This window comes from Reyranella sp. (assembly GCF_965227665.1).
Taxonomy (GTDB): domain Bacteria; phylum Pseudomonadota; class Alphaproteobacteria; order Reyranellales; family Reyranellaceae; genus Reyranella.
In genome coordinates, this window is sequence record NZ_OZ245767.1 from 2,979,871 (window position 1) to 3,003,353 (window position 23,483).

Annotated in this window: 26 protein-coding genes; 13 read left to right on the forward strand and 13 right to left on the reverse strand. The window is 67.1% G+C overall.

All coding sequences use genetic code 11. The features are described 5' to 3' along the window. Positions 1-28: 28 nt before the first annotated feature. From sdhA to ACO07I_RS14415, 5 genes are all read right to left on the reverse strand, one after another. A complete protein-coding gene (sdhA, locus tag ACO07I_RS14395) occupies positions 29-1,873 on the reverse strand; it encodes a succinate dehydrogenase flavoprotein subunit (protein WP_422008731.1) in 1,845 nt (614 codons plus the stop codon). A 3-nt stretch (positions 1,874-1,876) separates the two neighbouring features. Further along, positions 1,877-2,263: a succinate dehydrogenase, hydrophobic membrane anchor protein gene (gene sdhD / locus ACO07I_RS14400; protein ID WP_422008733.1), complete on the reverse strand. Its 387-nt coding sequence runs from the start codon at positions 2,261-2,263 to the stop codon at positions 1,877-1,879. Between the two features lie 10 nt (positions 2,264-2,273). Continuing rightward, positions 2,274-2,672 (reverse strand): succinate dehydrogenase, cytochrome b556 subunit, encoded by a 399-nt coding sequence (gene sdhC, locus ACO07I_RS14405; RefSeq protein WP_422008735.1) that lies wholly within the window; start codon positions 2,670-2,672, stop codon positions 2,274-2,276. A gap of 134 nt (positions 2,673-2,806) precedes the next feature. Next, positions 2,807-3,883: a MaoC family dehydratase gene (locus ACO07I_RS14410; protein ID WP_422008737.1), complete on the reverse strand. Its 1,077-nt coding sequence runs from the start codon at positions 3,881-3,883 to the stop codon at positions 2,807-2,809. Continuing rightward, positions 3,880-4,758: an HpcH/HpaI aldolase/citrate lyase family protein gene (locus ACO07I_RS14415; RefSeq protein ID WP_422008739.1), complete on the reverse strand. Its 879-nt coding sequence runs from the start codon at positions 4,756-4,758 to the stop codon at positions 3,880-3,882. Before ACO07I_RS14415 ends, ACO07I_RS14410 begins: the two co-directional genes overlap by 4 nt. A gap of 68 nt (positions 4,759-4,826) precedes the next feature. Between ACO07I_RS14415 and pdxY the strand changes: the two genes are divergently transcribed. Next, a complete protein-coding gene (gene pdxY, locus ACO07I_RS14420; protein WP_422008740.1) occupies positions 4,827-5,690 on the forward strand; it encodes a pyridoxal kinase PdxY in 864 nt (287 codons plus the stop codon). 7 nt (positions 5,691-5,697) lie between these two features. Next, on the forward strand, positions 5,698-6,393 hold the full coding sequence (locus ACO07I_RS14425; protein ID WP_422008742.1) for a LysE family translocator: 696 nt from the start codon (positions 5,698-5,700) through the stop codon (positions 6,391-6,393). Between the two features lie 2 nt (positions 6,394-6,395). On the opposite strand, the gene ACO07I_RS14430 is transcribed toward ACO07I_RS14425, so the two are convergent. Next, a complete protein-coding gene (locus ACO07I_RS14430) occupies positions 6,396-6,977 on the reverse strand; it encodes a malonic semialdehyde reductase (RefSeq protein WP_422008744.1) in 582 nt (193 codons plus the stop codon). A gap of 166 nt (positions 6,978-7,143) precedes the next feature. On the opposite strand from ACO07I_RS14430, the gene ACO07I_RS14435 reads away from it, so the two are divergent. The 3 genes from ACO07I_RS14435 to ACO07I_RS14445 are packed head-to-tail and all read left to right on the forward strand — an operon-like array spanning position 7,144 to position 9,352. Further along, positions 7,144-8,085: a radical SAM protein gene (locus ACO07I_RS14435; RefSeq protein ID WP_422008746.1), complete on the forward strand. Its 942-nt coding sequence runs from the start codon at positions 7,144-7,146 to the stop codon at positions 8,083-8,085. Further along, positions 8,082-8,762, forward strand: coding sequence for a TIGR04283 family arsenosugar biosynthesis glycosyltransferase (locus ACO07I_RS14440; RefSeq protein WP_422008748.1), 681 nt, complete (start codon positions 8,082-8,084; stop codon positions 8,760-8,762). The genes ACO07I_RS14435 and ACO07I_RS14440 overlap by 4 nt, the downstream gene beginning before the upstream one ends. Next, positions 8,759-9,352, forward strand: a complete 594-nt coding sequence (locus ACO07I_RS14445; protein ID WP_422008750.1) for a TIGR04282 family arsenosugar biosynthesis glycosyltransferase — start codon at positions 8,759-8,761, stop codon at positions 9,350-9,352. The genes ACO07I_RS14440 and ACO07I_RS14445 overlap by 4 nt, the downstream gene beginning before the upstream one ends. Here ACO07I_RS14445 and ACO07I_RS14450 read toward each other — a convergent pair. The 4 genes from ACO07I_RS14450 to ACO07I_RS14465 form a co-directional block, all read right to left on the reverse strand. Then, entirely contained in the window at positions 9,349-10,785 is a 1,437-nt protein-coding gene (locus ACO07I_RS14450) for a tetratricopeptide repeat protein (protein ID WP_422008751.1), read from the reverse strand. The two genes, ACO07I_RS14445 and ACO07I_RS14450, sit on opposite strands and share 4 nt — an antisense overlap. Before the next feature lie 102 nt (positions 10,786-10,887). Then, a complete protein-coding gene (locus tag ACO07I_RS14455) occupies positions 10,888-11,901 on the reverse strand; it encodes an aspartate-semialdehyde dehydrogenase (protein WP_422008753.1) in 1,014 nt (337 codons plus the stop codon). A gap of 98 nt (positions 11,902-11,999) precedes the next feature. Further along, positions 12,000-12,971 (reverse strand): Bug family tripartite tricarboxylate transporter substrate binding protein, encoded by a 972-nt coding sequence (locus ACO07I_RS14460; RefSeq protein ID WP_422008755.1) that lies wholly within the window; start codon positions 12,969-12,971, stop codon positions 12,000-12,002. A gap of 15 nt (positions 12,972-12,986) precedes the next feature. Continuing rightward, positions 12,987-14,387 carry a sulfatase-like hydrolase/transferase gene (locus ACO07I_RS14465; protein WP_422008757.1) on the reverse strand — a complete coding sequence of 467 codons (1,401 nt, stop codon included), beginning with the start codon at positions 14,385-14,387 and terminating at the stop codon, positions 12,987-12,989. Positions 14,388-14,505: 118 nt separating this feature from the next. Here ACO07I_RS14465 and ACO07I_RS14470 point away from each other — a divergent pair, with 118 nt between their 5' ends. From ACO07I_RS14470 to ACO07I_RS14490, 5 genes are all read left to right on the forward strand, one after another. Then, positions 14,506-15,717 (forward strand): CaiB/BaiF CoA transferase family protein, encoded by a 1,212-nt coding sequence (locus ACO07I_RS14470; RefSeq protein ID WP_422008759.1) that lies wholly within the window; start codon positions 14,506-14,508, stop codon positions 15,715-15,717. Then, the gene (locus ACO07I_RS14475; protein WP_422008760.1) at positions 15,714-16,928 is read left to right on the forward strand and encodes a CaiB/BaiF CoA transferase family protein; all 1,215 of its coding nucleotides are present in this window, start codon (positions 15,714-15,716) and stop codon (positions 16,926-16,928) included. The genes ACO07I_RS14470 and ACO07I_RS14475 overlap by 4 nt, the downstream gene beginning before the upstream one ends. 9 nt (positions 16,929-16,937) lie before the next feature. Then, positions 16,938-17,273, forward strand: coding sequence for an Mpo1-like protein (locus tag ACO07I_RS14480; RefSeq protein WP_422008762.1), 336 nt, complete (start codon positions 16,938-16,940; stop codon positions 17,271-17,273). A gap of 81 nt (positions 17,274-17,354) precedes the next feature. Beyond that, positions 17,355-18,287 carry a thioredoxin gene (gene trxA / locus ACO07I_RS14485; RefSeq protein WP_422008764.1) on the forward strand — a complete coding sequence of 311 codons (933 nt, stop codon included), beginning with the start codon at positions 17,355-17,357 and terminating at the stop codon, positions 18,285-18,287. Positions 18,288-18,297: 10 nt separating this feature from the next. Continuing rightward, positions 18,298-19,026 carry an LON peptidase substrate-binding domain-containing protein gene (locus tag ACO07I_RS14490; protein ID WP_422008766.1) on the forward strand — a complete coding sequence of 243 codons (729 nt, stop codon included), beginning with the start codon at positions 18,298-18,300 and terminating at the stop codon, positions 19,024-19,026. A 178-nt stretch (positions 19,027-19,204) separates the two neighbouring features. Here the strand turns inward: ACO07I_RS14490 and ACO07I_RS14495 are convergent, their stop codons facing one another. The 3 genes from ACO07I_RS14495 to ACO07I_RS14505 are packed head-to-tail and all read right to left on the reverse strand — an operon-like array spanning position 19,205 to position 21,361. After that, the gene (locus tag ACO07I_RS14495) at positions 19,205-20,119 is read right to left on the reverse strand and encodes an aminotransferase class IV (protein WP_422008768.1); all 915 of its coding nucleotides are present in this window, start codon (positions 20,117-20,119) and stop codon (positions 19,205-19,207) included. A 41-nt stretch (positions 20,120-20,160) separates the two neighbouring features. Beyond that, positions 20,161-21,075 carry a CDF family Co(II)/Ni(II) efflux transporter DmeF gene (dmeF, locus tag ACO07I_RS14500; protein WP_422008770.1) on the reverse strand — a complete coding sequence of 305 codons (915 nt, stop codon included), beginning with the start codon at positions 21,073-21,075 and terminating at the stop codon, positions 20,161-20,163. 10 nt (positions 21,076-21,085) lie between these two features. Continuing rightward, a complete protein-coding gene (locus ACO07I_RS14505) occupies positions 21,086-21,361 on the reverse strand; it encodes a metal/formaldehyde-sensitive transcriptional repressor (RefSeq protein WP_422008772.1) in 276 nt (91 codons plus the stop codon). 124 nt (positions 21,362-21,485) lie between these two features. On the opposite strand from ACO07I_RS14505, the gene ACO07I_RS14510 reads away from it, so the two are divergent. From ACO07I_RS14510 to ACO07I_RS14520, 3 genes are read left to right on the forward strand one after another with little or no spacing between them, the layout of a single operon-like run. Then, the gene (locus tag ACO07I_RS14510; protein WP_422008774.1) at positions 21,486-21,704 is read left to right on the forward strand and encodes a Trm112 family protein; all 219 of its coding nucleotides are present in this window, start codon (positions 21,486-21,488) and stop codon (positions 21,702-21,704) included. Positions 21,705-21,724: 20 nt separating this feature from the next. Then, entirely contained in the window at positions 21,725-22,111 is a 387-nt protein-coding gene (locus ACO07I_RS14515; RefSeq protein WP_422018267.1) for a gamma-butyrobetaine hydroxylase-like domain-containing protein, read from the forward strand. 19 nt (positions 22,112-22,130) lie between these two features. Continuing rightward, entirely contained in the window at positions 22,131-23,384 is a 1,254-nt protein-coding gene (locus ACO07I_RS14520) for a flavin-dependent oxidoreductase (RefSeq protein WP_422008776.1), read from the forward strand. The last annotated feature ends 99 nt before the right edge of the window (positions 23,385-23,483 follow it).

A 23,483-nucleotide genomic window follows, 5' to 3' on the forward strand; every position in this document is an offset into this window, starting at 1 on the left:
TCCTCTCGAACTCAGTACACGCGGGCGGTTAGTACACGCGGGCTTTGGGCGGGAACGACTGGACGTCGTTGCTCATCGGCTGCAGGTTGACCGGACGGTAGTCGATCCGGGTCTTGCCGGTCTTCTCGTCGACCCAGACGACCGTGTGCTTCAGCCAGTCCTTGTCGTTGCGGTCCGGGAAATCCTCGTGCGCGTGGGCGCCGCGGCTTTCCTTGCGATTGGCCGCCGAGCGGATCGTGCCCTGCGCCTGGAGGATCAGGTTCTCGAACTCCAGCGTCTCCATCAGATCGGAGTTCCAGATCATCGAGCGATCCTTGACGCGAACGTCGTCCTTGCCGGCGAACACCTTGTCCATGTTCACGCAGCCCTCTTCGAGGGTCTTGGTGGTGCGGAACACCGCGCAATCGTTCTGCATGGTCTTCTGCATCATGGCACGCAGCTGGGACGTCGGCGTGCCGCCGTTGGCGTGGCGGGCGCGGTCAAGGCGGGCGATCGCCTCCTCGCCGGCGCGCGGCATGTCCTTGTGCGGCTGGCCCGGCGTCATCTGCTCGGCGACGCGGTTGGCGGCGGAGCGGCCGAACACGACCAGCTCGAGCAGCGAGTTGGAGCCGAGACGGTTGGCGCCGTGGACGCCGATCGAGGCCGCCTCGCCCAGCGCCATCAGGCCGGGGACGACGGTGTTGGGATTGCCGTCCTTCACCGTCATCACTTCGCAGTGATAGTTCGCCGGGATGCCACCCATATTGTAGTGGCAGGTCGGCAGGATCGGGATCGGCTGGCGGGTCACGTCGACGCCGGCGAAGATGCGCGCGGTCTCGGCGATACCCGGCAGGCGCTCGTGGATGATCTTCGGGTCGAGATGCTCGACGTGCAGCTCGATGTAATCCTTGTTCGGACCGCAGCCGCGGCCTTCGCGGATCTCGACGGTCATCGAACGGCTGACGACGTCGCGCGAAGCCAGGTCCTTGGCCGACGGCGCATAGCGCTCCATGAAGCGCTCGCCGCTCGAGTTGGTGACGTAGCCGCCTTCGCCGCGCACGCCCTCGGTGATGAGGCAGCCCGCCCCGAACACGCCGGTCGGATGGAACTGCACGAACTCGAGATCCTGCAGCGGCAGGCCGGCGCGCAGCGCCATGGCGCCACCGTCACCCGTGCAGGTGTGGGCCGACGTCGCCGTCTGGTAGACGCGGCCGTAACCACCGGTCGCCAGCACCACCTTGTGGGCGCGGAAACGATGGATGGTGCCGTCGTCGAGGTTCCAGGCCATGACGCCGCGGCAGACGCCTTCGTCCATGATCAGGTCGAGCGCGAAATACTCGATGAAGAACTCGGCGTGGTTCCTGAGCGACTGCTGGTAGAGCGTGTGCAGGATCGCGTGGCCGGTACGGTCGGCGGCGGCGCAGGTGCGCTGGGCGATGCCCTTGCCGTACTCGGTCGTCATGCCGCCGAACGGGCGCTGGTAGATCTTGCCCTCGGGCGTGCGGCTGAACGGCACGCCGTAATGCTCGAGCTCGATGATCGCGCCGATGCCGTCGCGGCACATGTATTCGATCGCGTCCTGGTCGCCGAGCCAGTCAGAGCCCTTGACCGTGTCGTACATGTGCCAGCGCCAGTCGTCCGGGCCCATGTTGCCCAGCGCGGCGGAGATGCCGCCCTGCGCCGCCACGGTGTGGCTGCGGGTCGGGAACACCTTGGTGATGCAGGCCGTCTTGAAGCCCTTGTTGGCCATGCCGAAGGTCGCGCGAAGACCGGCACCGCCGGCACCGACGATGACCACGTCGTATTCGTGATCGATCACCTTGTAGGCGGTGTTGCCGATGTTGACGATTCCCGCGACGGGCGGGGTGCTCTTGCCGCTGCTGGCCTCGGCCATGACTTAGCCTCCGAATCCGATACGCATGATGGCCACGACCGCAGCCAGGCCGAACAAGACCGCGACGAACCTCACCGCAACGATCAGCGCCAGCTTGACCCCGTCATTGTGCACGTAGTCCTCGATCACGACCTGCAACCCGAGCTGGCCATGATGCAGTCCGATCACGATGGTCAGGATCAGCAGCACCATCGCGACCGGCGATCCGATCCAGGCGCGCACCATGCCGTAGTCGGCACCGCTCATCGTTACGAGCGAGATGGCGAACCAGATCACGAGCGGGATCAGCGCGAGGGCGGTGAGGCGCTGGGCCCACCAGTGATGCAGCCCGTCCTTGGCCGAGCCGAGGCCGCGGGCGCGATTGAGAGGGCTTCTGAGATCGCTGTTCATCCGTCGCTCCTCAGATCAGCCGCAGACCGACGATCCACGCGATCGCCGTCACCACGAGGGACGCCACCACGACCAGCCAGCCGCTGCGATAGGCATCCTTGAGCTCGAAGCCGTAGCCCGCATCCCAGAACAGGTGCCGGATGCCGTTGAACAGGTGATAGAACAGGCAGAACAGCCATCCGCCCAGCACGAAGCGCCCGACGATCGAACTGTTGAAGCCCTGGAACTTCGCATAGGTCTCGGGCCCCGCAGACGCGCACATCACCCAGACGGCGAGATAGAGCACGCCCACCGACAGGGCGATGCCCGTCGCACGATGCAGGATCGAGAGAATGGAGGTGAGCTGCGGGCGGTAGACTTGCAGATGCGGAGAAAGCGGCCGATGCACCGGCCGGTTGGCGACGCTCATCCGTGATGACCTCTAGTGCCGATATCGGCTGGCGCTGTTTTTAGCGCGCAGCCGCATCAAGTCAACGAATGTCGGCGTCGCACGCGCGTTAAGCCCCGGATTTGCAAGCGCAAATCCGCCTGCCGGCTGTTCGGCTAGGCTTTATGCCTGGGCATCAGCAGCCAATAGTCGAGATCGAGCACGACCGCGGGGTGATATTTGCCGTCCGCACCCTTGCCCGGCCACTCGCCACACGGGCAATCCTTTGCCGCAATGCTTCTCACTCGCAAGGCGCCGACATCGTCGCGCCCCGGAAGCGGCGCCGTCTCCAGCACCTCCGACCAGGCATAGATCGTGTCGCCACCAAAGGTTGGGGCAACGTGGCTTCCCGCATTGAAGGCGGCGACCCGGAAGGCGTTTGCCAGCCCGTTGAACGACAGTGCGCGCGCCAGCGAGATCACGTGACCGCCATAGGCGAGGCGGCGGCCGAAGCGCGTCTGCTTGCCGGCGAAAGCGTCGAAATGCACGCGCGCGGTGTTCTGGTAGAGCCGCGTCGAGAACATGTGATCGGAGTCCTCGAGCGTCATGCCGCTCACATGATCGATGCGCTCGCCTGGCGCGTAATCCTCCCAGCGGTGCGAAGAACCGGCGGCGCCGTCGTCATAGCCGGCGAGCGACAGGCCGGCCGGCACCACGAGATCCTCCGGCTTCACCGCCAGCGCGGTCTTCGGCACGACGGTCTCCTGGACGGGCGCCTGCGGGTCGCGCTTGTGCACCATCACCCAGCGCACATAGTCGAGCACCATTTCGCCCTTCTGGTTGACGCCCGTTGAGCGCACCCAGACGACGCCGCTGGTCTTGTTCGAATTCTCGCGCAGGCCCAGCACGGTCGACTTCGCCGACAGCGTGTCGCCCGGATAGACCGGCACGCCCCAGCGGAACTCGGCATAGCCGAGATTGGCGACGGCGTTCAGCGAGATGTCCGGCACCGTCTTGCCGATGACGACATGGAAGACGAGCATGTCGTCGAGCGGCGCGCGCGGCAGGCCGATCGCGCGGGCAAATTCGTCCGACGAGTTGATGGCGAAGCGCGAGCCGTAGAGCGCGACGTTCAGCGCCGCATCGGCCTCGGTCAGCGTCCGCGGCGTGGCATGATGGAATTCCTGCCCGACGCGGAAATCCTCGAAGAAGTTGCCGTTGTTGGTCTTGCTAGTGCTCTTGGGGCTCATCATGCGGCCTGCAGCTCCTTGATCGCGGCGGCCAGCGCCAGCGCACGCTCGGCCTGCTCGACGTGAAGGTTCTCGATCATGCGTCCGTCGACGGTGACGACGCCCTTGCCCTCGGCCTGGGCCGCCTTGAAGGCCGTCACGATCTTGCCCGCCATCTCCAGCTCGGCCGCGGAGGGCGCGAACACCTCGTTGCAGGGCTCGACCTGCGTGGGATGGATCAGCGTCTTGCCGTCGAAGCCCATCTCCAGCCCCTGCTGGCAGACGGCGCGGAAGCCTTCGGCGTCCTGGATGTCGTTATAGACGCCATCGAGGATCGTGAGGCCGTGGGCGCGGGCGGCGAGCATGCCGAGGCCGAGCGCCGTGATCATCGGCAGGCGCATCGGCGTATGGCGCGCGCGCATATCCTTCACCAGATCGTTGGTGCCCATGATGAAGAGCGTGAGCCGCGGATGCGCGCCCGCCACCTCTTCGGCCCGCAGAATGCCCTTGGGCGTTTCCATCATGGCCCAGACCGCCATCGATTCGGGCGCACCGGCCGCATCGAGCAGGCCGATCACCCTCGCCACCTCGGCCGCGCTCTCGACCTTCGGCACCACGACCGCGTCGGCGCCCGATTTGGCGATCGCGGTGATGTCGGCCGCTCCCCAGGGAGTGGCAAGCCCGTTGCAGCGGATCGCGATCTCGCGCTTGCCGTAGCCCTTGCTCTGCGCCGCGGCGACCACGTTGGCCCGCGCCGCCTCCTTGGCATCGGGCGCCACCGCATCCTCGAGGTCGAAGATCAGCGCGTCGGCCGGCAGGGTGCGCGCCTTTTCCAGCGCTCGCGTATTGGCGCCGGGCATGTAGAGCACGCTGCGGCGCGGACGGACGGACTTCGACATCTCTGGGCCTCCCCGAAAACGCGGCGGACTATAATGACGGCCTTCCTTGTGGCAAGGTGGCGCCGGCCATGCGCTTCCTGTCCCTCCAGAGCCATGTCGCCTACGGCTACGTCGGCAATCGTGCAGCGACCTTTCCCCTGCAACGATTGGGCCACGAAGTCTGGGCGGTGAACACGGTCGAGTTCTCGAACCACACGGGCTATGGCGCCTGGCGCGGTCGTGCGGCCTCGGCGGAGCAGGTTGCCGAGATCGTTCAGGGCATCGAGGCGTTGGGCCAATTCTCGCGCTGCGATGGCTTGCTGACCGGCTATGTCGGCGATGCGGCCCTGGCCGACGTCGTCCTGGATACCGCACGCCGTGTGCGGGCGGCCAACCCGCGCGCCGTCTGGTGCTGCGATCCGGTCCTGGGCGACATCGACACCGGAATCTACGTCAAGCCGGGCATCGACACCTTCTTCCGCGAGCGCGCGATCCCCGCTGCAGACCTGGTGACACCCAACCATTTCGAGCTCGAACACCTGACCGGCCGCACGGTCTCGACCATGGCCGAGGCGCTGGCGGCCGCACGCACCCTGCTCCAGGGCGAGACCCGGGGCCCGCGGCTCGCCCTCATCACCAGCCTGCGCCGCGCCGATGCGCCGTCGGACACGATCGAGATGGTGGCGGTGACGCGCGAGGCCGCCTGGCGGGTTGCGACGCCGATGATCGGCTTCGCTATCGCGCCGAACGGCACCGGCGACGCGGTCGCCGCCCTGTTCACGGCCCACTGGATCTCGGGCGACGAAATCGCCGATGCGCTGGGCAAGGCCGCCTCATCGATCTTCGCGGTGCTGGAAACCACCGAGGCGATGGGTGAGCGCGAACTGCAGCTGGTGGCGGCGCAGGACCGGCTGGTTGCGCCGCCGCGCGCGTTCAAGGCCGAGAGGCTATAGGCACGCGATGGACGTGCCCGGGTTCGTCTTCAATCCCCTCTCGCTCGCCATCGAGGGAGCGGCGATCGGCTTCCTGATCGCGGTGCCGGTCGGGCCGGCGGCCGTGCTGTGCATGCGGCGCTCCATCACCGTCGGCGCCATGGCCGGCTACATGACCGGCATCGGCGCCGCACTGGGCGACGCCGTGTTCGGCGCCGTCGCGGCCTTCGGCCTGTCCTTCGTGCAGCAGTTCGTGATCGAGCGCGAAGCCTGGCTGTTGGGTATCGGCGGCCTCGTGCTGGTGATCATGGGCTGGACGACGATGCGTCACCGGCCGCGCAATGTCGGCGATCCCGTGGCCGACGACCGCGAGCACCAGTTCGCCACCCACTTCCACTATGCCAGTTCGAGCTTCTTCATCACGGTGTTCAATCCCCTCACCGTGATGGCCTTCGGCGCGGCCTTCGCCGGCCGCAACCTGGCCGGCGTCGGTGCAAGCCTGCCCGACGCCACGCTGCTGGTCGCCGCGGTGTTCTGCGGCGCACTGGCCTGGTGGACGATCATTTGCACCGCGTCCGTCTCGCTCAGGGCCCGTTTCACCGGAGCCGGCCTGCTGTGGCTCAACCGCGGCTCCGGCGCCATCATCCTGGGCTTCGGGCTGGTGGCGCTGATCTCGCTGCTGCCGCTGCCCTGGAAGAGGATCGGCGCCTTCTTCGGGATCTAAGCTCAGACGATCTTGCAGACCTCGTCGAACGCGAAGCGCGGGCTGCGCGCGAACAGCTTCGCGTGATCGCCGTAGCCGATGTTGCACAGGAAGTTCGTCTTGTACTTTCCGTCGGGGAAGAAGGCCGCGTCGACCTTGGCATTGTCGAAGCCGCTCATGGCGCCGCAGTCGAGACCGAGTGCACGGGCCGCGATGATCAGGTAGGCGCCCTGCAGCGTGCCGTTGCGGAAGGCGGTCGGCTCGGCCGCCGGCTTGCCCTTGAACCAGTGGATGGCGGTCTTGTCGTGCGGGAACATCCGCGGCAGATGCTCGAAGAACTCCGGATCGTAGGCGAGGATCGCCGTCACCGGCGCGGTCATCGTCTTCTCGGTATTGCCTGCGCTGAGCGCCGGCTTGAGCTTCTCCTTGCCCTCCGGGGTGCGCACGAAGACGATGCGGGTGGGCTGGCAGTTGGCCGACGTCGGGCCCCATTTCATCAGATCGTAGATCGCGTGCAGCTGTTCGTCGGTCACCGGCTTGTCGAGCCAGCCGTTATGCGTGCGGGCGTCGCGGAAAATCGTGGCAAGCGCCTTGTCGTCGAGCATTCAAAATCCCCTCAGGTGTTGACGAACCGTAGCGAAGCGCCGGCGCGCGGTCGAGACGCGCGCACGTGAGCGAGTTACGGTTTCGGAACCCGCCCTTTCGCGGCCACCATTGCATTGCACGAATTGTGCTAGCCTCCGCCGCCTTTCCTTGCGCAGGATTTTTCCGATGCTGCCCGCTCTGCTCGATCCCGCGAAATTCAAGGATGCCTGGATCACCGCCAGGGGCGAGACACGCGCGCATGTCGGCCTGAAGGCGCTCGAGACGCTGTGGTTCAACACCGGCACCCTCTGCAACCTCACCTGCCGCAACTGCTACATCGAATCCTCGCCGCGCAACGACCGGCTGGTCTATCTCACGGCCGCTGAAGTCGCGGCCTATCTCGACGAGATCGAGCGCGACGACCACGGCACGCAGCTGATCGGCTTCACCGGCGGCGAGCCCTTCATGAATCCCGACCTGCCGGCGATGCTGGACGACGTGCTCGCGCGCGGCCTCAAGGCGATCGTGCTGACCAACGCGATGAAGCCGATGCACAAGATGAAGGCGGCGCTGCTCGACCTGCTGGCGCGGCACGGGCGCGACAATTTCGCGATCCGCGTCTCGGTCGATCACTACGAGCGAGAGCTGCACGAGGAGGAGCGCGGCCTGCGAAGCTGGAAGCCGACCATCGACGGGCTGGTCTGGCTGGCCGAGGCAGGCTTCGACGTGCATGTGGCGGGCCGCCACTTCTCCAACGAGACCGACGAGGAAGTCCGCGCCGGCTATGCGCAGCTCTTCACACGACTGGGGGTCGCGATCGACGCGCGCGATCCGGCAAGGCTGGTTCTGTTCCCCGAAATGGATCCGACGGTCGACGTGCCGGAGATCACCACGGCCTGCTGGGGCATCCTGAAGAAGTCGCCGGACAGCGTGATGTGTGCGTCGTCGCGCATGGTGGTGAAGCGCAAGGGCGCGGCACGACCCGCCGTCGTGGCCTGCACGCTGCTGCCCTACGATCCGCAGTTCGAACTGGGCGGGACACTGGCGGAAAGCGTCGGCGAGGTGCGCCTCAACCATCCGCATTGCGCCAAGTTCTGCGTCCTGGGCGGGGCTGCCTGCAGCGCGTGACGACCGCCATCGACATCGTCATCCCGACGCTGAACGCGGGCCCGACACTTGCCCGCACCCTGGCGGCCCTTCCCATTCACGCCGACCTCGCTTTCTCGACGACCGTCTGCGACGGCGGTTCGCGTGACGATACGGTCGGGATCGCGCGCCGGGCGGGCGCCGCGGTCGTGACGGCGCCGGCCGGTCGCGGCGGCCAGCTTGCCGCCGGCGCCGCTGCGGGTGTCGCGCCGTGGCTGCTGTTCCTGCACGCCGATACGCGACTGCAGAGCGGCGCCGGCAACGTCATTGCCCGCTTCGTCCAATCGATCAACGGCAAGGCCGGCTACTTCCGGCTGCGCTTCGATGCGGACGAGGCCGGTGCCCGGCGGGTGGAACGACTCGCCGCCTGGCGTTGCCGCAGCTTCAGCCTTCCCTACGGCGATCAGGGCCTGCTGATCGCCCGCACCCACTATGAACGTCTCGGGGGCTTTCGGCCTTTGCCGCTGATGGAAGACGTCGATCTCGTGCGCCGCATTGGTCGACACGATCTGGTTCTTCTGGAGGCCGATGCGATCACGTCGGCGGCCCGTTATCGGCGCGACGGCTGGTGGCTGCGCCCGCTGCGAAACCTCACCTGCCTCTCGCTCTATTTCGCCGGCGTTCCGCCACTCACGTTGCGACGCTTGTACGGAAGATGAAACGGCATCTCGTCATCTTGGCCCGCGCCCCGCAGACCGGCCGCGTGAAGCGCCGGCTGGGCAATGAGATCGGCATGGCGGAAGCCGCCCGTTTCTATCGCCGCCTCCTCGACGACCAGATCAGACGCATGACGCGCGATCCGCGCTGGACCGTGTGGTTGTTCGTGACGCCCGACACGTCGCTCGATGATCCCGCCTGGAGACTCGTGCCCGTCTCGCGCAGAAAGCCTCAGAAGCAGGGCGATCTCGGCCGGCGCATGAAGCGGCCGTTCCTGACCTTGCCCGCCGGGCCCGTCGTTCTGGTGGGCAGCGACATTCCGGCGATGCGCCAACATCATATCGCGCGGGCTTTCGCCTTGCTCGGCGGACACGATCTCGTCTTCGGCCCGGCGCGCGATGGCGGCTTCTGGCTGGTCGGCGCGCGACGCGTGCGGCCCCTGCCTCGTTCTCTTTTCAAGGGCGTACGCTGGTCGACGGCGACGGTGCTCGCCGACACGCTGGCCGGCCTGCCGCGACAGGTCACGACCGCCCTGGCCGATACACTCGACGATGTCGACGATGCGGACGCGCTGAGGCGGCTTTCGCCTTAGACCGCTGTCTTCTTCAGGGCGTCGAGTTCGCGCCGCACGGCGGCGAAGACGTCGTTCCAGTTTCCCGGACTCGTCTGCTGGAAGAGGCGCGCCGACGGGTACCAGGGCGCCCCGGTGCCCCCGAGCTGCCAGCGCCAATCCGCGGTCGAAGGCAGCAGCACCCAGGTCTTCACGCCCATCGCCGCGGCCAGATGCGCCACCGGCGCGTCGATCGAGATCATCAGGTCGAGTTGCGACAGCGCCGTGGCGGCCTCGCCGAAATCGAAGATGCCGCGGCCGACATCGTGCACCAGCCCGCTGGCGCCGAACGCCTGGATGTCCTTTTGATGAACGCCGCCCTGCAGGCTGAAGAACAGCAGCTCGGGATCGCCCGACAGCGCGAGAAAATGTTCGAACGACACCGAGCGCTGACGGTCCTGCGCCTGGCCCGGCATCGCCGCCCAATAAATCCCGATGCGCAGCTTTGCCTGCTCGAGCCGGCCGAGCTTGATGCGGCTTTCCGCCGGCGCCCGGAGATAGGGCGTCGCGGTCGAAAGCGCTGCGAAATCGGCGCGGCACAGATGCGGCAGCGACACCATCGAGGCATGGACGTCGAATGCGGGAAGCGCTTCCTCCTCGGCCACGACCTCGTCGATATAGTCGACCGCGCGCAGCAACTCCTTCAAGAGCGCCTGACACAGGACGAGGACGGTGGCGCCGCGTCGCTTCAGCTCGCGGGCGAAGCGCACGAACAGCAGCACGTCGCTCAGGCCCTGCTCCGGATAGAGCAGGATGCGCTTGCCCTGAAGCGGCCCGCCGTCCCACGCCGGCTGCGCGAAGTCGGGCGTCGGCGTTTCGGGCAGGCGCTTGCGGATCTCGTAGGCGGCGAACCCGGCCTCGAGTTCGCCCTGCATCAGCAGCGCGATTGCGAATTCGACCCGGACGCGCCGGTTGTCGGGATGGATCGTCAGCGCGCGGCTGAAGCAGCCGATCGCCTCGTCGAGCCGGCCGAGGTCGCGCAGGCAGAGTGCCAGATTGAAGAACCCCTCGGCATAGTCGCGGCTGAGCGCGATCGACCGGTAGTGATGCTTCACCGCTTCGTCGAACCGATTCACGGCGCGCAGGGCGTTGCCGAGATTGGAATGCAGGGCCGGATTCTGCGGGTCGGCCGCCAGCGCCAGCCGGTGATGCGACACCGAGGCTTCGAGCTTGCCGGCGAGGCGCAGCGCGACCCCGAGATTGTTGTGCAGCTCGGCATGATCGGGACGAACCGCGAGCAGCCGCAGATAGGAGGTGATCGCCTCGTCGAGACGCCCGGCGCGGTGCGCCTGGGACGCCAGGCGCAATTGCTGGACGAAACTGTCGGCCGCGCTGCCGAACAACGGGGTCGGTGCGCCGGAGGCCGCGGACTCACGCTTCGTCGGATGGATGTGGGGCGTGTCGTTCACGCTCACACTTTACCTCAGCAGCTTCTCACAAGCATCGCCCTCAAACGAAAATGGCGCGGACCGAGAGGTCCACGCCATTCGAAGTCCGCTTCCGGGCAAGCGACGCGCCTAGATATAGCCCTTGATCAGCTCTTCGGCGATCTGGACGGCATTCAGCGCCGCGCCCTTGCGCAGATTGTCGCTGACGACCCACATCGCCAGGCCGTTCTCGACCGTGGGATCGGAGCGGATGCGGCTCACGAACACGCCGTCCTGGCCGGTGACTTCCTTCGGCGTCACGTAGCCGCCGGGCTCGCGCTGGTCGACCACCAGGACGCCGGGTGCCGCCCCGAGGATACGCCGCGCTTCGTCGTCGTCGAGCGGCCGCTCGAGCTCGAGATTCACCGCCTCGGCGTGACCGACGAAGGTCGGTACGCGCACGCAGGTCGCGTGGACCTTGATCCTGGGGTCGAGGATCTTCTTGGTCTCGACCACCATCTTCCACTCTTCCTTGGTCGAGCCGTCATCCATGAAGACGTCGATCTGGGGAATGACGTTGAAGGCGATGTTCTTGGTGAACTTCACCGGGTCGAGCGTCTGGTTGACGAAGAAGCTCTTGGTCTGGTTGACCAGCTCGTCCATCGCTTCCTTGCCGGCGCCGGAGGTCGACTGATAGGTCGACACGACGACGCGCTTGATGCCGGCCGCGTCGTGGATCGGCTTCAACGCGACCACCATCTGGATGGTCGAGCAATTCGGGTTGGCGATGATGCCACGGCCCTTGTAGCCGGCGATCGCCTGCGGATTGACCTCCGGCACGACCAGCGGAACGTCCGGGTCCATGCGCCAGTAGGAGGTGTTGTCGATCACCACCGCGCCGGCCTTGGCGGCGCGCGGGCTATGCTCGGCCGAGACCTTGGCGCCCGGCGAGCTCAGCACGATGTCGATGCCCTTGAAGTCGAACTTGGCGAGGTCCTGGACCTTCAGGATCGATTTGTCGCCGAACGAGGCTTTCAGGCCGACCGAACGGGAGGAGGCAAGTGCCACGACCTCATCGGCCGGGAAGTTCCTCTCGGCCAGGATCTGCAACATTTCGCGACCGACATTGCCGGTCGCGCCGACGACGGCGACTCTGTAGCCCATGACTATATGCGCCTAGCGTGCGCGCACCCCTGATTGAAGGACAGGGGGAGATACGCGCACGGCCCTGCTTTGGCAAGGATACGGCCCGCTGCGGCCTGCTACTCGGCCGTCGCGCCCGAGGCCTTGATGATGGGAAGCCAGAGCGCCAGCTCGTCGCGGATGAGCTTGTCGACGGCGGCGGGCGATTCCGGCGGCATCATGTCGATGCCCTGCCCCTTCGTCTTCTCCAGCACCGCCGGCAGCCTGCCGATGCGAATGATTTCCGCGTTCAGCTTGTCGATGACCGGCGCCGGCGTTCCCTTCGGCATGGCGAAGCCCATCCACGTGCTGAAGACGTAATCCTTCATCCCCTGCTCGACCATCGTCGGCACGTCGGGCAGCAGTTCCGAGCGCTGCGCGCTGGTGACGGCGAGGGCCTTCAGCTTTCCGCCCTTGATCTGACCGACCACGGTCGGCGTGTTGTAGAAGGCCATCGTCACCTCGCCGTTGGCGACGCCCATGATGCCGGCCGGCGTCGTGCGATAGGGCACGTGCTGCAGCTTCACGCCGGCATCGCGCTCGAACAGGACGGCCGACAGATGATGGCTCGTCCCGGTGCCGCCCGAGGAGTAGGTCAGTTCACCGGGCTTCGCCTTGGCCTGGGCGATCAGGTCGGCCACCGTCTTCGCCGGATTGTCGGGATGCACGATCAGGACGTTGGAGACCGAACCCGCGACCGCCACCGGGTCGAAATTCTTGACCGGATCGTAGCCCGGCTTCGGATAGAGCCCGATGTTGAACACCATGGTGCCCTGGGAGATCAGCAGCATCGTGTAGCCGTCGGGGGCTGCGCGCGCAGCTTCGGCGGAGGCGATGGTGCCGCCCGCGCCGGTCTTGTTGTCGACCACGACGGTCTGGCCGAGCGCCTTGCCGAGTTCGTCGGCATAGATTCGGGCGATGATGTCGGCCGTGGCGCCGGGCGCCAGTGGCACGATCATGCGGATCGGCTTGGTCGGCCAGGCCTGCGCCATGCTCCGCGTCGAGATGGCGGCCAATCCGGCAGCGAGGAAGCTTCTCTTCGTCAGGAGCATGGCTCTGAGCCTTTTCTAGAGACCGACGGACTTCGCGACCAGGGACGCGAGCTGCTTGCGCAGGCGCGCGATCAGCCCCTTCTCCGACCGTTTGCCGATCAGGTTCTTCATTTCGTAGGGATCGGTCTTGAGGTCGTAGAGTTCGTCGCACGCGACGCCGTCGAGCGATTTCTGCGTCCAGTGGATGTACTTGTGACGCTTGGTGCGGATCGCCTTGTAGCTCATGCCCACGAGCCAAGGCATGGCGTTCTCGCTGAAGTATTCGCACATGAACGAGGTGCGCCAGCCCTTGGGCTTGGCGCCCTTTGCCAAGGGCTTCAGCGACTGGCCCTGCATCGTCTTGAAATCGGACGCCTTGCCGCCCGCGAGGTCGACGAGCGTCGGCGCGATGTCGAGCGCCAGCACCAGCTCGTCGTTCACCGTGCCCGGCTTGAACCAGGCGGGGTAGCGGATCAGGAACGGCGACTTGATGCCCTCTTCGTAGGCAAAGCGCCGCTCGGGCCCGAGCCCGTGTTCGCCGAAGAAGTAGCCGTTGTCACCGAAGAACAGGATGAAGGTGTTGTCGAGCTCGCCCTTCTCCTCGAGCAGCTTGAGGATGTCGCCCATGCCCTCGTCGACCGAGGCCATCATGGCGGCGCGCAGGCGGATTTCCTCGTCGGTTCCGGCGAGGATTCCATCCAGCACCTTGCGCGAGGCCTCGTTGACGCGAAGCGTGTGGGCTTCGGTCCAGGCCGGCTTGTCCTTCACCACATCGGCCGCAGGCAGCGCATTGGGCCGGCGCGGGAAATGCTCGCCCTTGTAGAGGTCGGCATGGCGCGGCGCGGGACGGTAGCCGCCGTCGGTGAAATCGATCGTACCGTCGGCCGCCTGGAAGGCGTCGGGATGCACGGCCTTATGCGCGAAGAACAGCGCAAAGGGCTTGTCGCGCTTCTTCTTCAGGAAGTCGACGGCATGACCGTTCAGCAGGTCGGTGATGTAGCCTTCGTACTTCTTCTCCTTGCCGTCGATGTTCAGGATCGGGTCGATGATCGATCCGTGGCCGGGGAAGCTCACCCACTTGTCGTAGCCCGGGCGCGGACCGCCGGAATTGCCCATGTGCCACTTGCCGATATGGGCGGTTTCGTAGCCCAGGCGCTGCAGGATGACGTGGTAGTTCGGCAGGCGATGGCTGTGGGCGTCGCGCGCCACGTTGTCGATGATGCCGTGGCGGCTCGCATACTGGCCGGTCAGGATCGAGGCGCGGTTGGGCGAGCAGAGCGGAGTCGTGTGGAACGCCGAGGTGAACATCGCGCCTTCATGGCCGATGCGGTCGATGTGCGGCGTCTTCATGTAAGGATGGCCGCAGATCCCCAGCTCATCGAACCGGAGGTCGTCGATCAGCACGATCAGAAAATTCGGTTTGCGCTTCTTAGCCACTATCGGGTTCCTCGTTCTCAAATTCCGGCAAGCACACCGCGTGCCGAAATCAAGCTAACGAGCGGTGTTGACGGCGGCCAGAGCGTCGCGCCCATATCGGCCGCGAAAGGGAGAATCCATGACCGAGACTGCCCTGCCGCTGGCGGGATTGCGCGTACTGGACATCAGCTCATTCATCGCCGCACCGGCCGCCGCCGTCGTGCTGGGCGACTGGGGCGCCGACGTGATCAAGGTCGAAGGACCGGACGGCGATCCCAACCGCCGGATCATGCAGGATTCGGCGAACTACCCGAAGAGCGAGGTCAACTATCCCTGGCAGATGGATTCGCGCAACAAGCGCTCCATCGTGCTCGATCTCAAGCAGGCGGACGCCCGCGCCGCCCTCGACCGGCTGATCGCGACCTCCGACATCCTGATCTGCAATTTTCCGCCGCCGGTGCGCGACAAGCTCAAGCTCGCCTATGACGACGTGAAGCAGGTCAACCCGAAGCTGATCTACGCCTCCCTCACCGGCTACGGCGAGAGCGGCCCCGATCGCGACCGGCCCGGCTTCGACGCCACTGCCTACTTCGCCCGCTCGGGCCTGCTCGATGCGCAGCGCTACGAAGGCGGACCGCCGGGCGTGCCCGGACCCGCGCAGGGCGATCGCGCGACGGCGATGGCGCTCGTCTCGTCCATCCTCATGGCGCTCATCCACCGCATGAAGACCGGCGAAGGCTCCTGGGTCGGCACGTCGCTGCTCGGCAACGGCCTGTGGTCGTGCGGTGTGATCGCGCAAGCCGCGTTGGTCGGCGCCTTCCTGCCGCACCGGCCGCCGCCGGACCGGCCCCGCTCGGCGCTGGGCAACATCTACCGCACGTCCGACGATCGCTGGCTGCAGCTCACCATCGTGCGCACCGACAAGCTCTGGGCGCCGCTCTGCCGCGCGATGGGACTTGAGTCCCTGATCGACGATGCGCGATTCTCCACCGAGCCCGAGCGTCGCGCCCGCGCCGGCGAACTGGCCGGCATCCTCAGCGACACCTTCGCCACCAAGCCCTACGAGCATTGGCGCGAGGCCCTGGCGACGCACGGCGTCACCTTCGGCGTCATCAGCCGCCCGCAGGACGTTCCCGACGACGAGCAGGCCGTGGCCTGCGGCGCCGTGGTCGACACGGCGATCCCCGACATGCCGCGCACCCTGGCCGATCCGATCCGCCTCGGCTTCGCCACTCAGCGCATCGCGCATCCCGCACCGGCGCTCGGCGAGCACAGCGAGCAGGTGCTGCGCGAGGCCGGCATGAGTGCGCAGGAAGTCGAGGCCCTCAAGGCCAGCGGTGCGCTCCGATGACGTCGGACGAACCGCTGCCGCTGGCCGGCCTCACCGTCCTCGACATCAGCTCGTTCATCGCCGCGCCCGCTGCCGCCGCCGCCCTGGGCGATTTCGGTGCCGACGTGATCAAGATCGAGCCGCCGGTCGATGGCGATCCGCATCGAAACAGCTTCCGCAATGCCAGCTACCCGCAGAGCGACCGGAACTTCCCGTGGCAGCTCGACGGCCGCCACAAGCGTTCCCTCGCGCTCGACCTCAAGACCGACGGCGCCCGCACCATCCTCGAACGGCTGCTGAAGCGGGCCGACGTGATGATCGTGAACTTCCCGCCACCGGCACGTGAACGGCTGCGGCTGCGCTGGGAGGACATCGAGCCGATCAACCCGCGCCTCGTCTATTGCTCGCTCACCGGCTACGGCGAGACCGGCCCCGACCGCGACCGGCCGGGCTTCGACATCACCGCCTATTTCGGCCGCTCCGGCATCCTCGATGCGGCGCGCTACGATGGCGGCCCGCCGGGCGTCTCGCTGCCGGCACAGGGCGACCGCGCGACCGCGATGACCCTGGTCGCCGCCATCCTGATGGGCCTGCGACGGCGCGACCAGACCGGCAAGGGCGGCTGGGTCGGCACCTCGCTCTACGCCAACGGCGTCTGGGCCAACGGCACCACGGCCGCCGGCGCGCTGATCGGCGCGCAGCTGCCGGTGCGCCCGCCGCCCGACAGGCCGCGCAACGCACTGACCAACCTCTACCGCACGCAGGACGATCGCTGGCTGCAGCTGCTGATGGTGCGCGACGACCGGCTGTGGGCGACGTTCTGCGACATCATCGGGCGGCCCGACCTGATGGCCGATCCGCGCTTCACCGGACGGCCGGAACGGCGTGCCCATGCCCAGGAACTGCACGACCTGCTGGCGCCGGTGTTCGCCGCACATCCCTACGAGGATTGGGAGAAGCGCCTGTCGGGCACCGGCATCCCCTTCGGGGTCATCGGGCGGCTGGCCGATGTGATCGACGACGAGCAGGCCGACCATGCCGGCATCTTCGCCGAAACCAGCAATCCCGCGATCCCGCGCACGGTGAACACGCCGATCCGCCTGGGCTTCGCCACGCCGCGCACCGCCGGCCCGCCCCCCGAAGTCGGCCAGCACAACGACGAGGTGCTGCGCGAGACCGGCTTCAGCGAGGATGAGATCGACGCCCTCAAAAAGTCGGGCGCTTTGGGGTAGTCTTTCCGGATGGCCTCCCGCTTCCGGACCTACGCCGAGTTCTGGCCCTTCTATCTGCGCGAGCACGCGAAACCATCGACGCGCGCCGTCCACTACGTCGGCACGATCGCTTCCGCGGCCCTTCTGGTCTGGGCGATCGCGTCGCAGAACTGGTGGTGGCTGCTGGGCGTCCCCGTTTTCGGCTACGGACCGGCCTGGTTCGGTCATTTCTTCATCGAAAAGAACAAGCCCGCCACCTTCGAAGCCCCTCTTTGGTCGCTGATCAGCGATTACCGGATGTGCGGCCTCTTCCTCACCGGCCGCCTCGGTGACGAGCTGATGAAACACCAGGTCCGCGCGCCCTAGAACGGATCGGTGTGGCCCCTTGCTTCCAGGGGGGGCCGACGCCACATTGCAGGCGAACATCCCAATTCCGCTCGAGGACTCATGGAAACGATGCTGCAGGGCGCCGCGCCGCAGGCTGCCCCCGCCGACCTGATCAAGGACAGCGACCAGACGAAGTTCGCCAAGGACGTGCTCGAAGCCTCGCGCACCGTACCGGTTATCGTCGATTTCTGGGCGCCGTGGTGCGGGCCGTGCAAGACGCTCCAGCCGATGATCGAAAAGGTCGTCAAGGAGGCCAAGGGCGCGGTCAAGCTGGTCAAGATCGACATCGACAAGAACCAGATGCTGGCCCAGCAGCTGCGCATCCAGTCGATCCCGGCCGTCTATGCCTTCTTCGGCGGCCGCCCGGTCGACGGCTTCATGGGCGCGGTGCCCGAGAGCCAGCTGAAGGAGTTCGTCGCCCGCCTCATCCAGGCCTCCGGCGGCGCCACCGGCGATCCCGCCGCCGCGGAGCTGGCCGAACTGCTCGAGCAGGCCAAGGCCGCGGTCGCGCAGAACGACATGGATACCGCCGCGCAGATCTACAGCGAAGTGCTGGGCCTAGAGCCGACCAACGTCGTGGCGCTGGCCGGCCTCGCGCGCTACCAGGTTTCTCTCGGCGACGTCGAACAGGCCAAGGAGCTGCTCGAGCAGATTCCGGCCAAGGAGCGCACCGGCGCCGATGTGGTGGCCGCCCAGGCCGCGATCGATCTCGCCGAGAAGGCCAAGGATGCCGGCCCGATCGGCGACCTCAAGGCCAGGGCAGAGGCCGATCCCAAGGACTTCCAGGCCCGTCTCGACCTCGCCATGGCCTATTGGGCCGGCAACCAGAAGCAGGAAGCCGTCGACGAGCTGCTCGCCATGATCAAGGCCGACCGCAACTGGAACGAGGCGGCCGCCCGCCAGCAGCTCCTGAAGTTCTTCGAGGCGCTGGGCTTCACCGACCCCATTTCCGTCGACGGCCGCAAGCGGCTTTCGACCATCCTGTTCTCGTGAGCCCCTCTTCATGAGTGATTCGGAGCGCTCCTCGCAAAGGCCGGCGCGCAATCCGTTCGAGCCGTCCTTCGAGCAGCTTCCCGAGACGCTGCCGATCTTCCCGCTGTCGGGCGTGCTGCTGCTGCCCGGCGGCAAGCTGCCGCTCAACATCTTCGAGCCGCGCTACCTCGCCATGATCTCCGACGCGCTGGCCGGCTCGCGCATGATCGGCATGGTGCAGCCGGTTCAGCCCGGCGGGTTCGCCAGCGACGGGATGCCGTCGGACGACGGCCGTCCCAAGGTGCACCGCGTCGGTTGCGCCGGGCGCATCACCAACTTCAACGAGACCGAGGACGGCCGGCTGATGCTGGTGCTGAGCGGCGTCTGCCGCTTCGACATCGTGCGAGAGCTCGACCCCGCCCAGGGCGGCTACCGCCGCGTCTCCTCCGTCTTCTCGCCCTATCGCGCCGATCTCGACCATGCCGACGACGTCGTCGATCTCGACCGCGACCGGCTGATGGCGGCCCTCGCCGCCTTCTTCCGCGGCCGCCAGCTCTCGACCGACTGGGATGCCGTGAACAAGGCGGCCGACGCCAACCTCGTCACCTCGCTGTCGATGGTGCTGCCCTTCGGCCCGGCCGAGAAGCAGGCGCTGCTGGAAGCCGCCGACAGCACCGCGCGCGCCAAGCTGCTGATCGCCTTCCTCGAAATGAGCGCCTTCGGCGATCCGTCCGACACACCGCCCGGCCGCACGAATTAGGGGGCGATCGGTCTCAAGTTAACCACCACCTCATCCTGAGGAGGCCCGAAGGGCCGTCTCGAAGGATCGGCAACAAACGTGGTGCTCGTGCCCATGCTTCGAGACGCGCTCCTGTGGAGCGCTCCTCAGCATGAGGTTGGTGTTGGTGACTCCAGCATGTTCGAAGAGACCCTGATCGTCAGTCGCCGTAGGGCACGGGAGTCGACAGCGCCGGCTCCTCGTGTCGTGCCCAATAGAGTTCCTCGATGCGACGGCTGAGCGCGCCGGGCCGGCCGTCGCCGACGGGACGGCCCTCGTAGTTCACGACCGGCATGATGCCGCCCGCCGTGCTGCTGATGAAGATCTCATCCGCCTCGGCCACCTCGTGCGCCTGCACCGCCCGCACCTCGACCCGCAGCTGGAGGGCTTCCGCGATTTCCATCACGGTCCGGCGCGTCATGCCCTCGAACAGGCCGCGCGCCGGCGTGGCGAGCGCGCCGTTGCGGACGACGAAGACGTTGAAGCCCGGCCCCTCCGTCACCGTGCCGTCGGCCGCCGGCAGCAGCGCGATGGTCGCATCGCGGTCATAGGCCTCGAAGATTCCCATGGTCAGGTCGAGCCAGTGGAAGTTCTTGATTCTCTGGTCGAGCGATTCCGGCGGGATGCGCTGGGTATGCGCCAGGATCATGCGCAGGCCGTCTTGCCGCTGGGCCTCGTCGGCGATCCACACGAAGGGCTGCGCGAAGGCATAGAGGCGGTTGCGGCACAGGCGCGGGTCGCGCGTGCCTGCGGGCGGCAAGCCTCGGGTACAGGTCACCTGCACATAGGCATCCCGCAGGCCCGACCGGCTCGCACACTCGATCATGATGTCGGCGATCTGCTGTCCCGTCAGCGGCAGCGACATGCGCAGGCCGGCCATCGACGCCTGGAAACGTTCGACATGGTCCATGAGCCGGAAGAAGCGTCCCTTCCAGACGTGCGCCACATCGTAGGTCGCATCGGAACGGACGAAACCGCGATCGAGAATCGGGACCGCAGCCTCGGACAGCTTCATCCAACGCCCGTCCATGTAGGCCACGCCCTTGATGGCGGCGGTCTCGCGGTCCTCGTACATGATTAGATCCTCGATTACGGCATCCCGGACCCGACCATGCCTCAGCCGGTTTCGATCGTCACATGCGCCAGCTCGTGCACCGGCACGAGCCGTTCGCGGATGGTCTCGCGGTCCACGGCGCCGGCAACGCTGACGATCGCGGCATGGGCGCCGGGGCCGATCCGCCAGACATGAAGGTCCGTGATGCGCGCGTCGCCCGGTCCCTCGACCTGTTCCCGCACCTCGGCTTCAAGATGCGGGTCGCTCGTGTCGAGCAGCACCGCGCCGGTGTCGCGCAGCAGGTTCCACGCCCAGAGGGCGATCACGATGCCGCCGACGATGCCCATGACCGGATCGAGCCAGACCCAGCCGAGATAGCGGCCGGCCAGAAGGGCGACGATCGCCAGCACGGAGGTCAGCGCGTCGGCCAGCACGTGGGCGAACGCCGAGCGGAGATTGTTGTCGTGATGGGCATGGTCCTGCCCGTGGTCATTGTGGTGATGCTGGTGTCCGTGACTGTGACCGCCCGACAGCAGGAACACGCTGGCCACGTTGACGGCCAGGCCCAGAATGGCGACGAGAGTCGCCTCGCCGAAGGCCACCGGTGTGGGATCGAAGAGGCGCCCGACGGATTCCGTGGCGATCCCCAGCGCGACCAGCGCCAGAACAAGCGCCGAGGCGAAACCCGAGAGATCGCCGATCTTGCCGGTCCCGAAGCTGAACCGCCGATCGGCCGCATGCCGCCGTGCGAACGCGTAGGCAGCGGCCGCCACGGCGAGCGCGCCGGCATGGGTCGCCATGTGGAAGCCGTCGGCCAGCAGGGCCATCGAATTGAAGACCATGCCGGCGGCGATCTCGCCCACCATCATGAGCGAGGTCAGGCCGACGACCCAGAGCGTGCGCCGGGCATTTTCGTCGTGCCGCTCGCCGAGGAAGACGTGGTCGTGCGAGGACGGTTCGGCGTGGCGCGGACTCATGCCGTGCCCCTCACTTGGCATACCGGCGGACGACGGCGATCAGCTCCTCGGCCCCGGCGGCGCGCGCCGTGGCGTCGAGTCCGGGCCGCGCGACATGCTCGCGCACGTGGTCTTCGATCAGCTCGCCCATCAGGCCGTTGAGGGCGCCGCGCGCGCCGGCGACCTGCTGCAGGACCGCCGAACAGTCCGCATCCTGCTCGATCGCCTTCTCGATCGCCGCCATCTGTCCCGCGATCCGGCGGACCCGTGCGACCAGCTGCGCTTTCTTCTTCTGGAGATGTGCCATAGTATACCCCTCTATACTACTTGAGCCCGATGGGGAACCCGGGCGCGGCGGCACGGCGCGGGCTAGGGGCCGCGGCGGGCGCCGTGCTATAAGAACCGGCACAAGAATCAGGGAAACCCCGACGATGAGCCTCCCATCGGACGACACCGCAGCCCCCCGCCGCGCCGGCGTGGATCCCAAGCTGCTCGAGATCCTCGTCTGCCCGGCGACGCACGGCCCGCTGGAATACGACGCCGCTGCCGGCGAGCTGATCAGCCGCAAGGCCGGCCTCGCCTATCCGATCCGCGACGGCATTCCGATCATGCTGGTGAGCGAGGCACGCCCGCTGCGGGACGTGCCGTGACGGCCGACTTTCCCAAGGCCGTGCCCGATGGCGGCAACTACGAATCCGACGCGGCGCCGTGGCCGGTGGAGTTGCGCGTCTTCAAGGAAGAGGGACGGCTGGAGATCGACTTCTCCGACGGCCATGCCTGCGCGCTCCCCGCAGAATATCTGCGGGTCGAGAGCCCGTCCGCCGAAGTGCAGGGCCACGGACCGAACCAGAAGAAGATCGTGGGCGGCCGCCGCCATGTGAAGATCGCCTCGGTCGAACCCGTAGGTCACTACGCGATCCGCATCGTGTTCGACGACCGCCACGACAGCGGCATCTACAGCTGGGCCTATTTGCGCGAGCTCAGCGAAACGCGAACCGAGCGCTGGGCCGCCTACGAGGCGGCCCTGGCCCAGCGCGGCCTGAGCCGGGATACCTGAAGCGACCAACGAGCCACCCATGAAAATCATCATTGCCGGCGCCGGAATCGGCGGATTGACCGCAGCCATGTGCCTGCATCGTGCAGGACACGACGTGACGGTGTACGAGGCCGTGTCGGAGATGCGCCCGCTTGGGGTCGGCATCAACATCCAGGCCGGCGCGGTGCGCATCCTGTGCAGCCTGGGACTTGAGCCCGCCCTCGCCGCCACCGCCATCGAGACCCGCGAGCTGCGCTACGCCAACCGCCATGGCCAGACGATCTGGGCCGACCCGCGCGGTCGCCATGCCGGCCTGCCCTGGCCGCAATTCTCGATCCATCGCGGCGAGCTGCAGATGATCCTTGTCCATGCGGCGCAGGAGATGCTGGGCGCGGATCACATCCGGATGGGACGGCGCATCGCCGATTTCGCGCAACACGGCGCCACGGTGACGGCCCGCTTCGCCGACCGCGACGGTGCCATCGTCGAGGAAGCGACGGCCGACCTCCTGATCGCCGCCGACGGCATCCACTCGGCGGTGCGCGCGCGCTACTACCCGAACGAGGGACCGCCCAAGTGGCAGGGCATCCTGATGTGGCGCGGCGTCACCGTGGGCAAACCCTATCTCGGCGGCAACACGATGGTGCAGGCCGGCCATCACAATCAGAAATTCGTCTGCTATCCGATCAGCCGCACCCATGCCGAACGCGGCGAAGCGCTGATCAACTGGATCTGCGACCTCCACATGGGCGATGGCGCCCTGCCCTCGCGCGAGGACTGGAACAAGCCGGGCCGGCTCGAGGATTTCCTGCCGCGCTTCGCCGACTGGAACTTCGGCTGGCTCGACGTGCCCGACGTCATCCGCAACGCCCATACGATCCTGGAATTCCCCATGGTCGATCGCGATCCGTTGCCGCGCTGGAGCCATGGCCGCATCACGCTGCTGGGCGATGCCGCCCATCCCATGTATCCGATCGGCTCCAACGGCGCCTCGCAGGCGATCCTCGACGGCGAGGCGATCACGCAGGAACTGGCGGTCGGCGACGATCCCGAGGCCGCGCTGCGGCGCTACGAGGAGCGGCGCCTGCCGCCCACCGCGCGCATCGTCGAGAGCAACCGGCGCAAGGGGATCGACGTGATGCTCGACATCGTCGAGCAGCGCGCACCGCAGGGATTCACCGATCTCGAGACCGTGCTGCCGTCGGACGAACTCGAGAAGATCGTCGGCGACTACAAGAAACTCGTCACGCAGGACCGCGAGACGCTGCTGAAGCTCGCCGCCGCGTCGAAGTGACCGGCCCAAAAGAAAACCGGCCCCTCTCGGGACCGGCCGTGGTGGTGGTTTAGACCGGCCATCACATCGCCGGCCACCACCGAGAGAGAATGTGCCAGA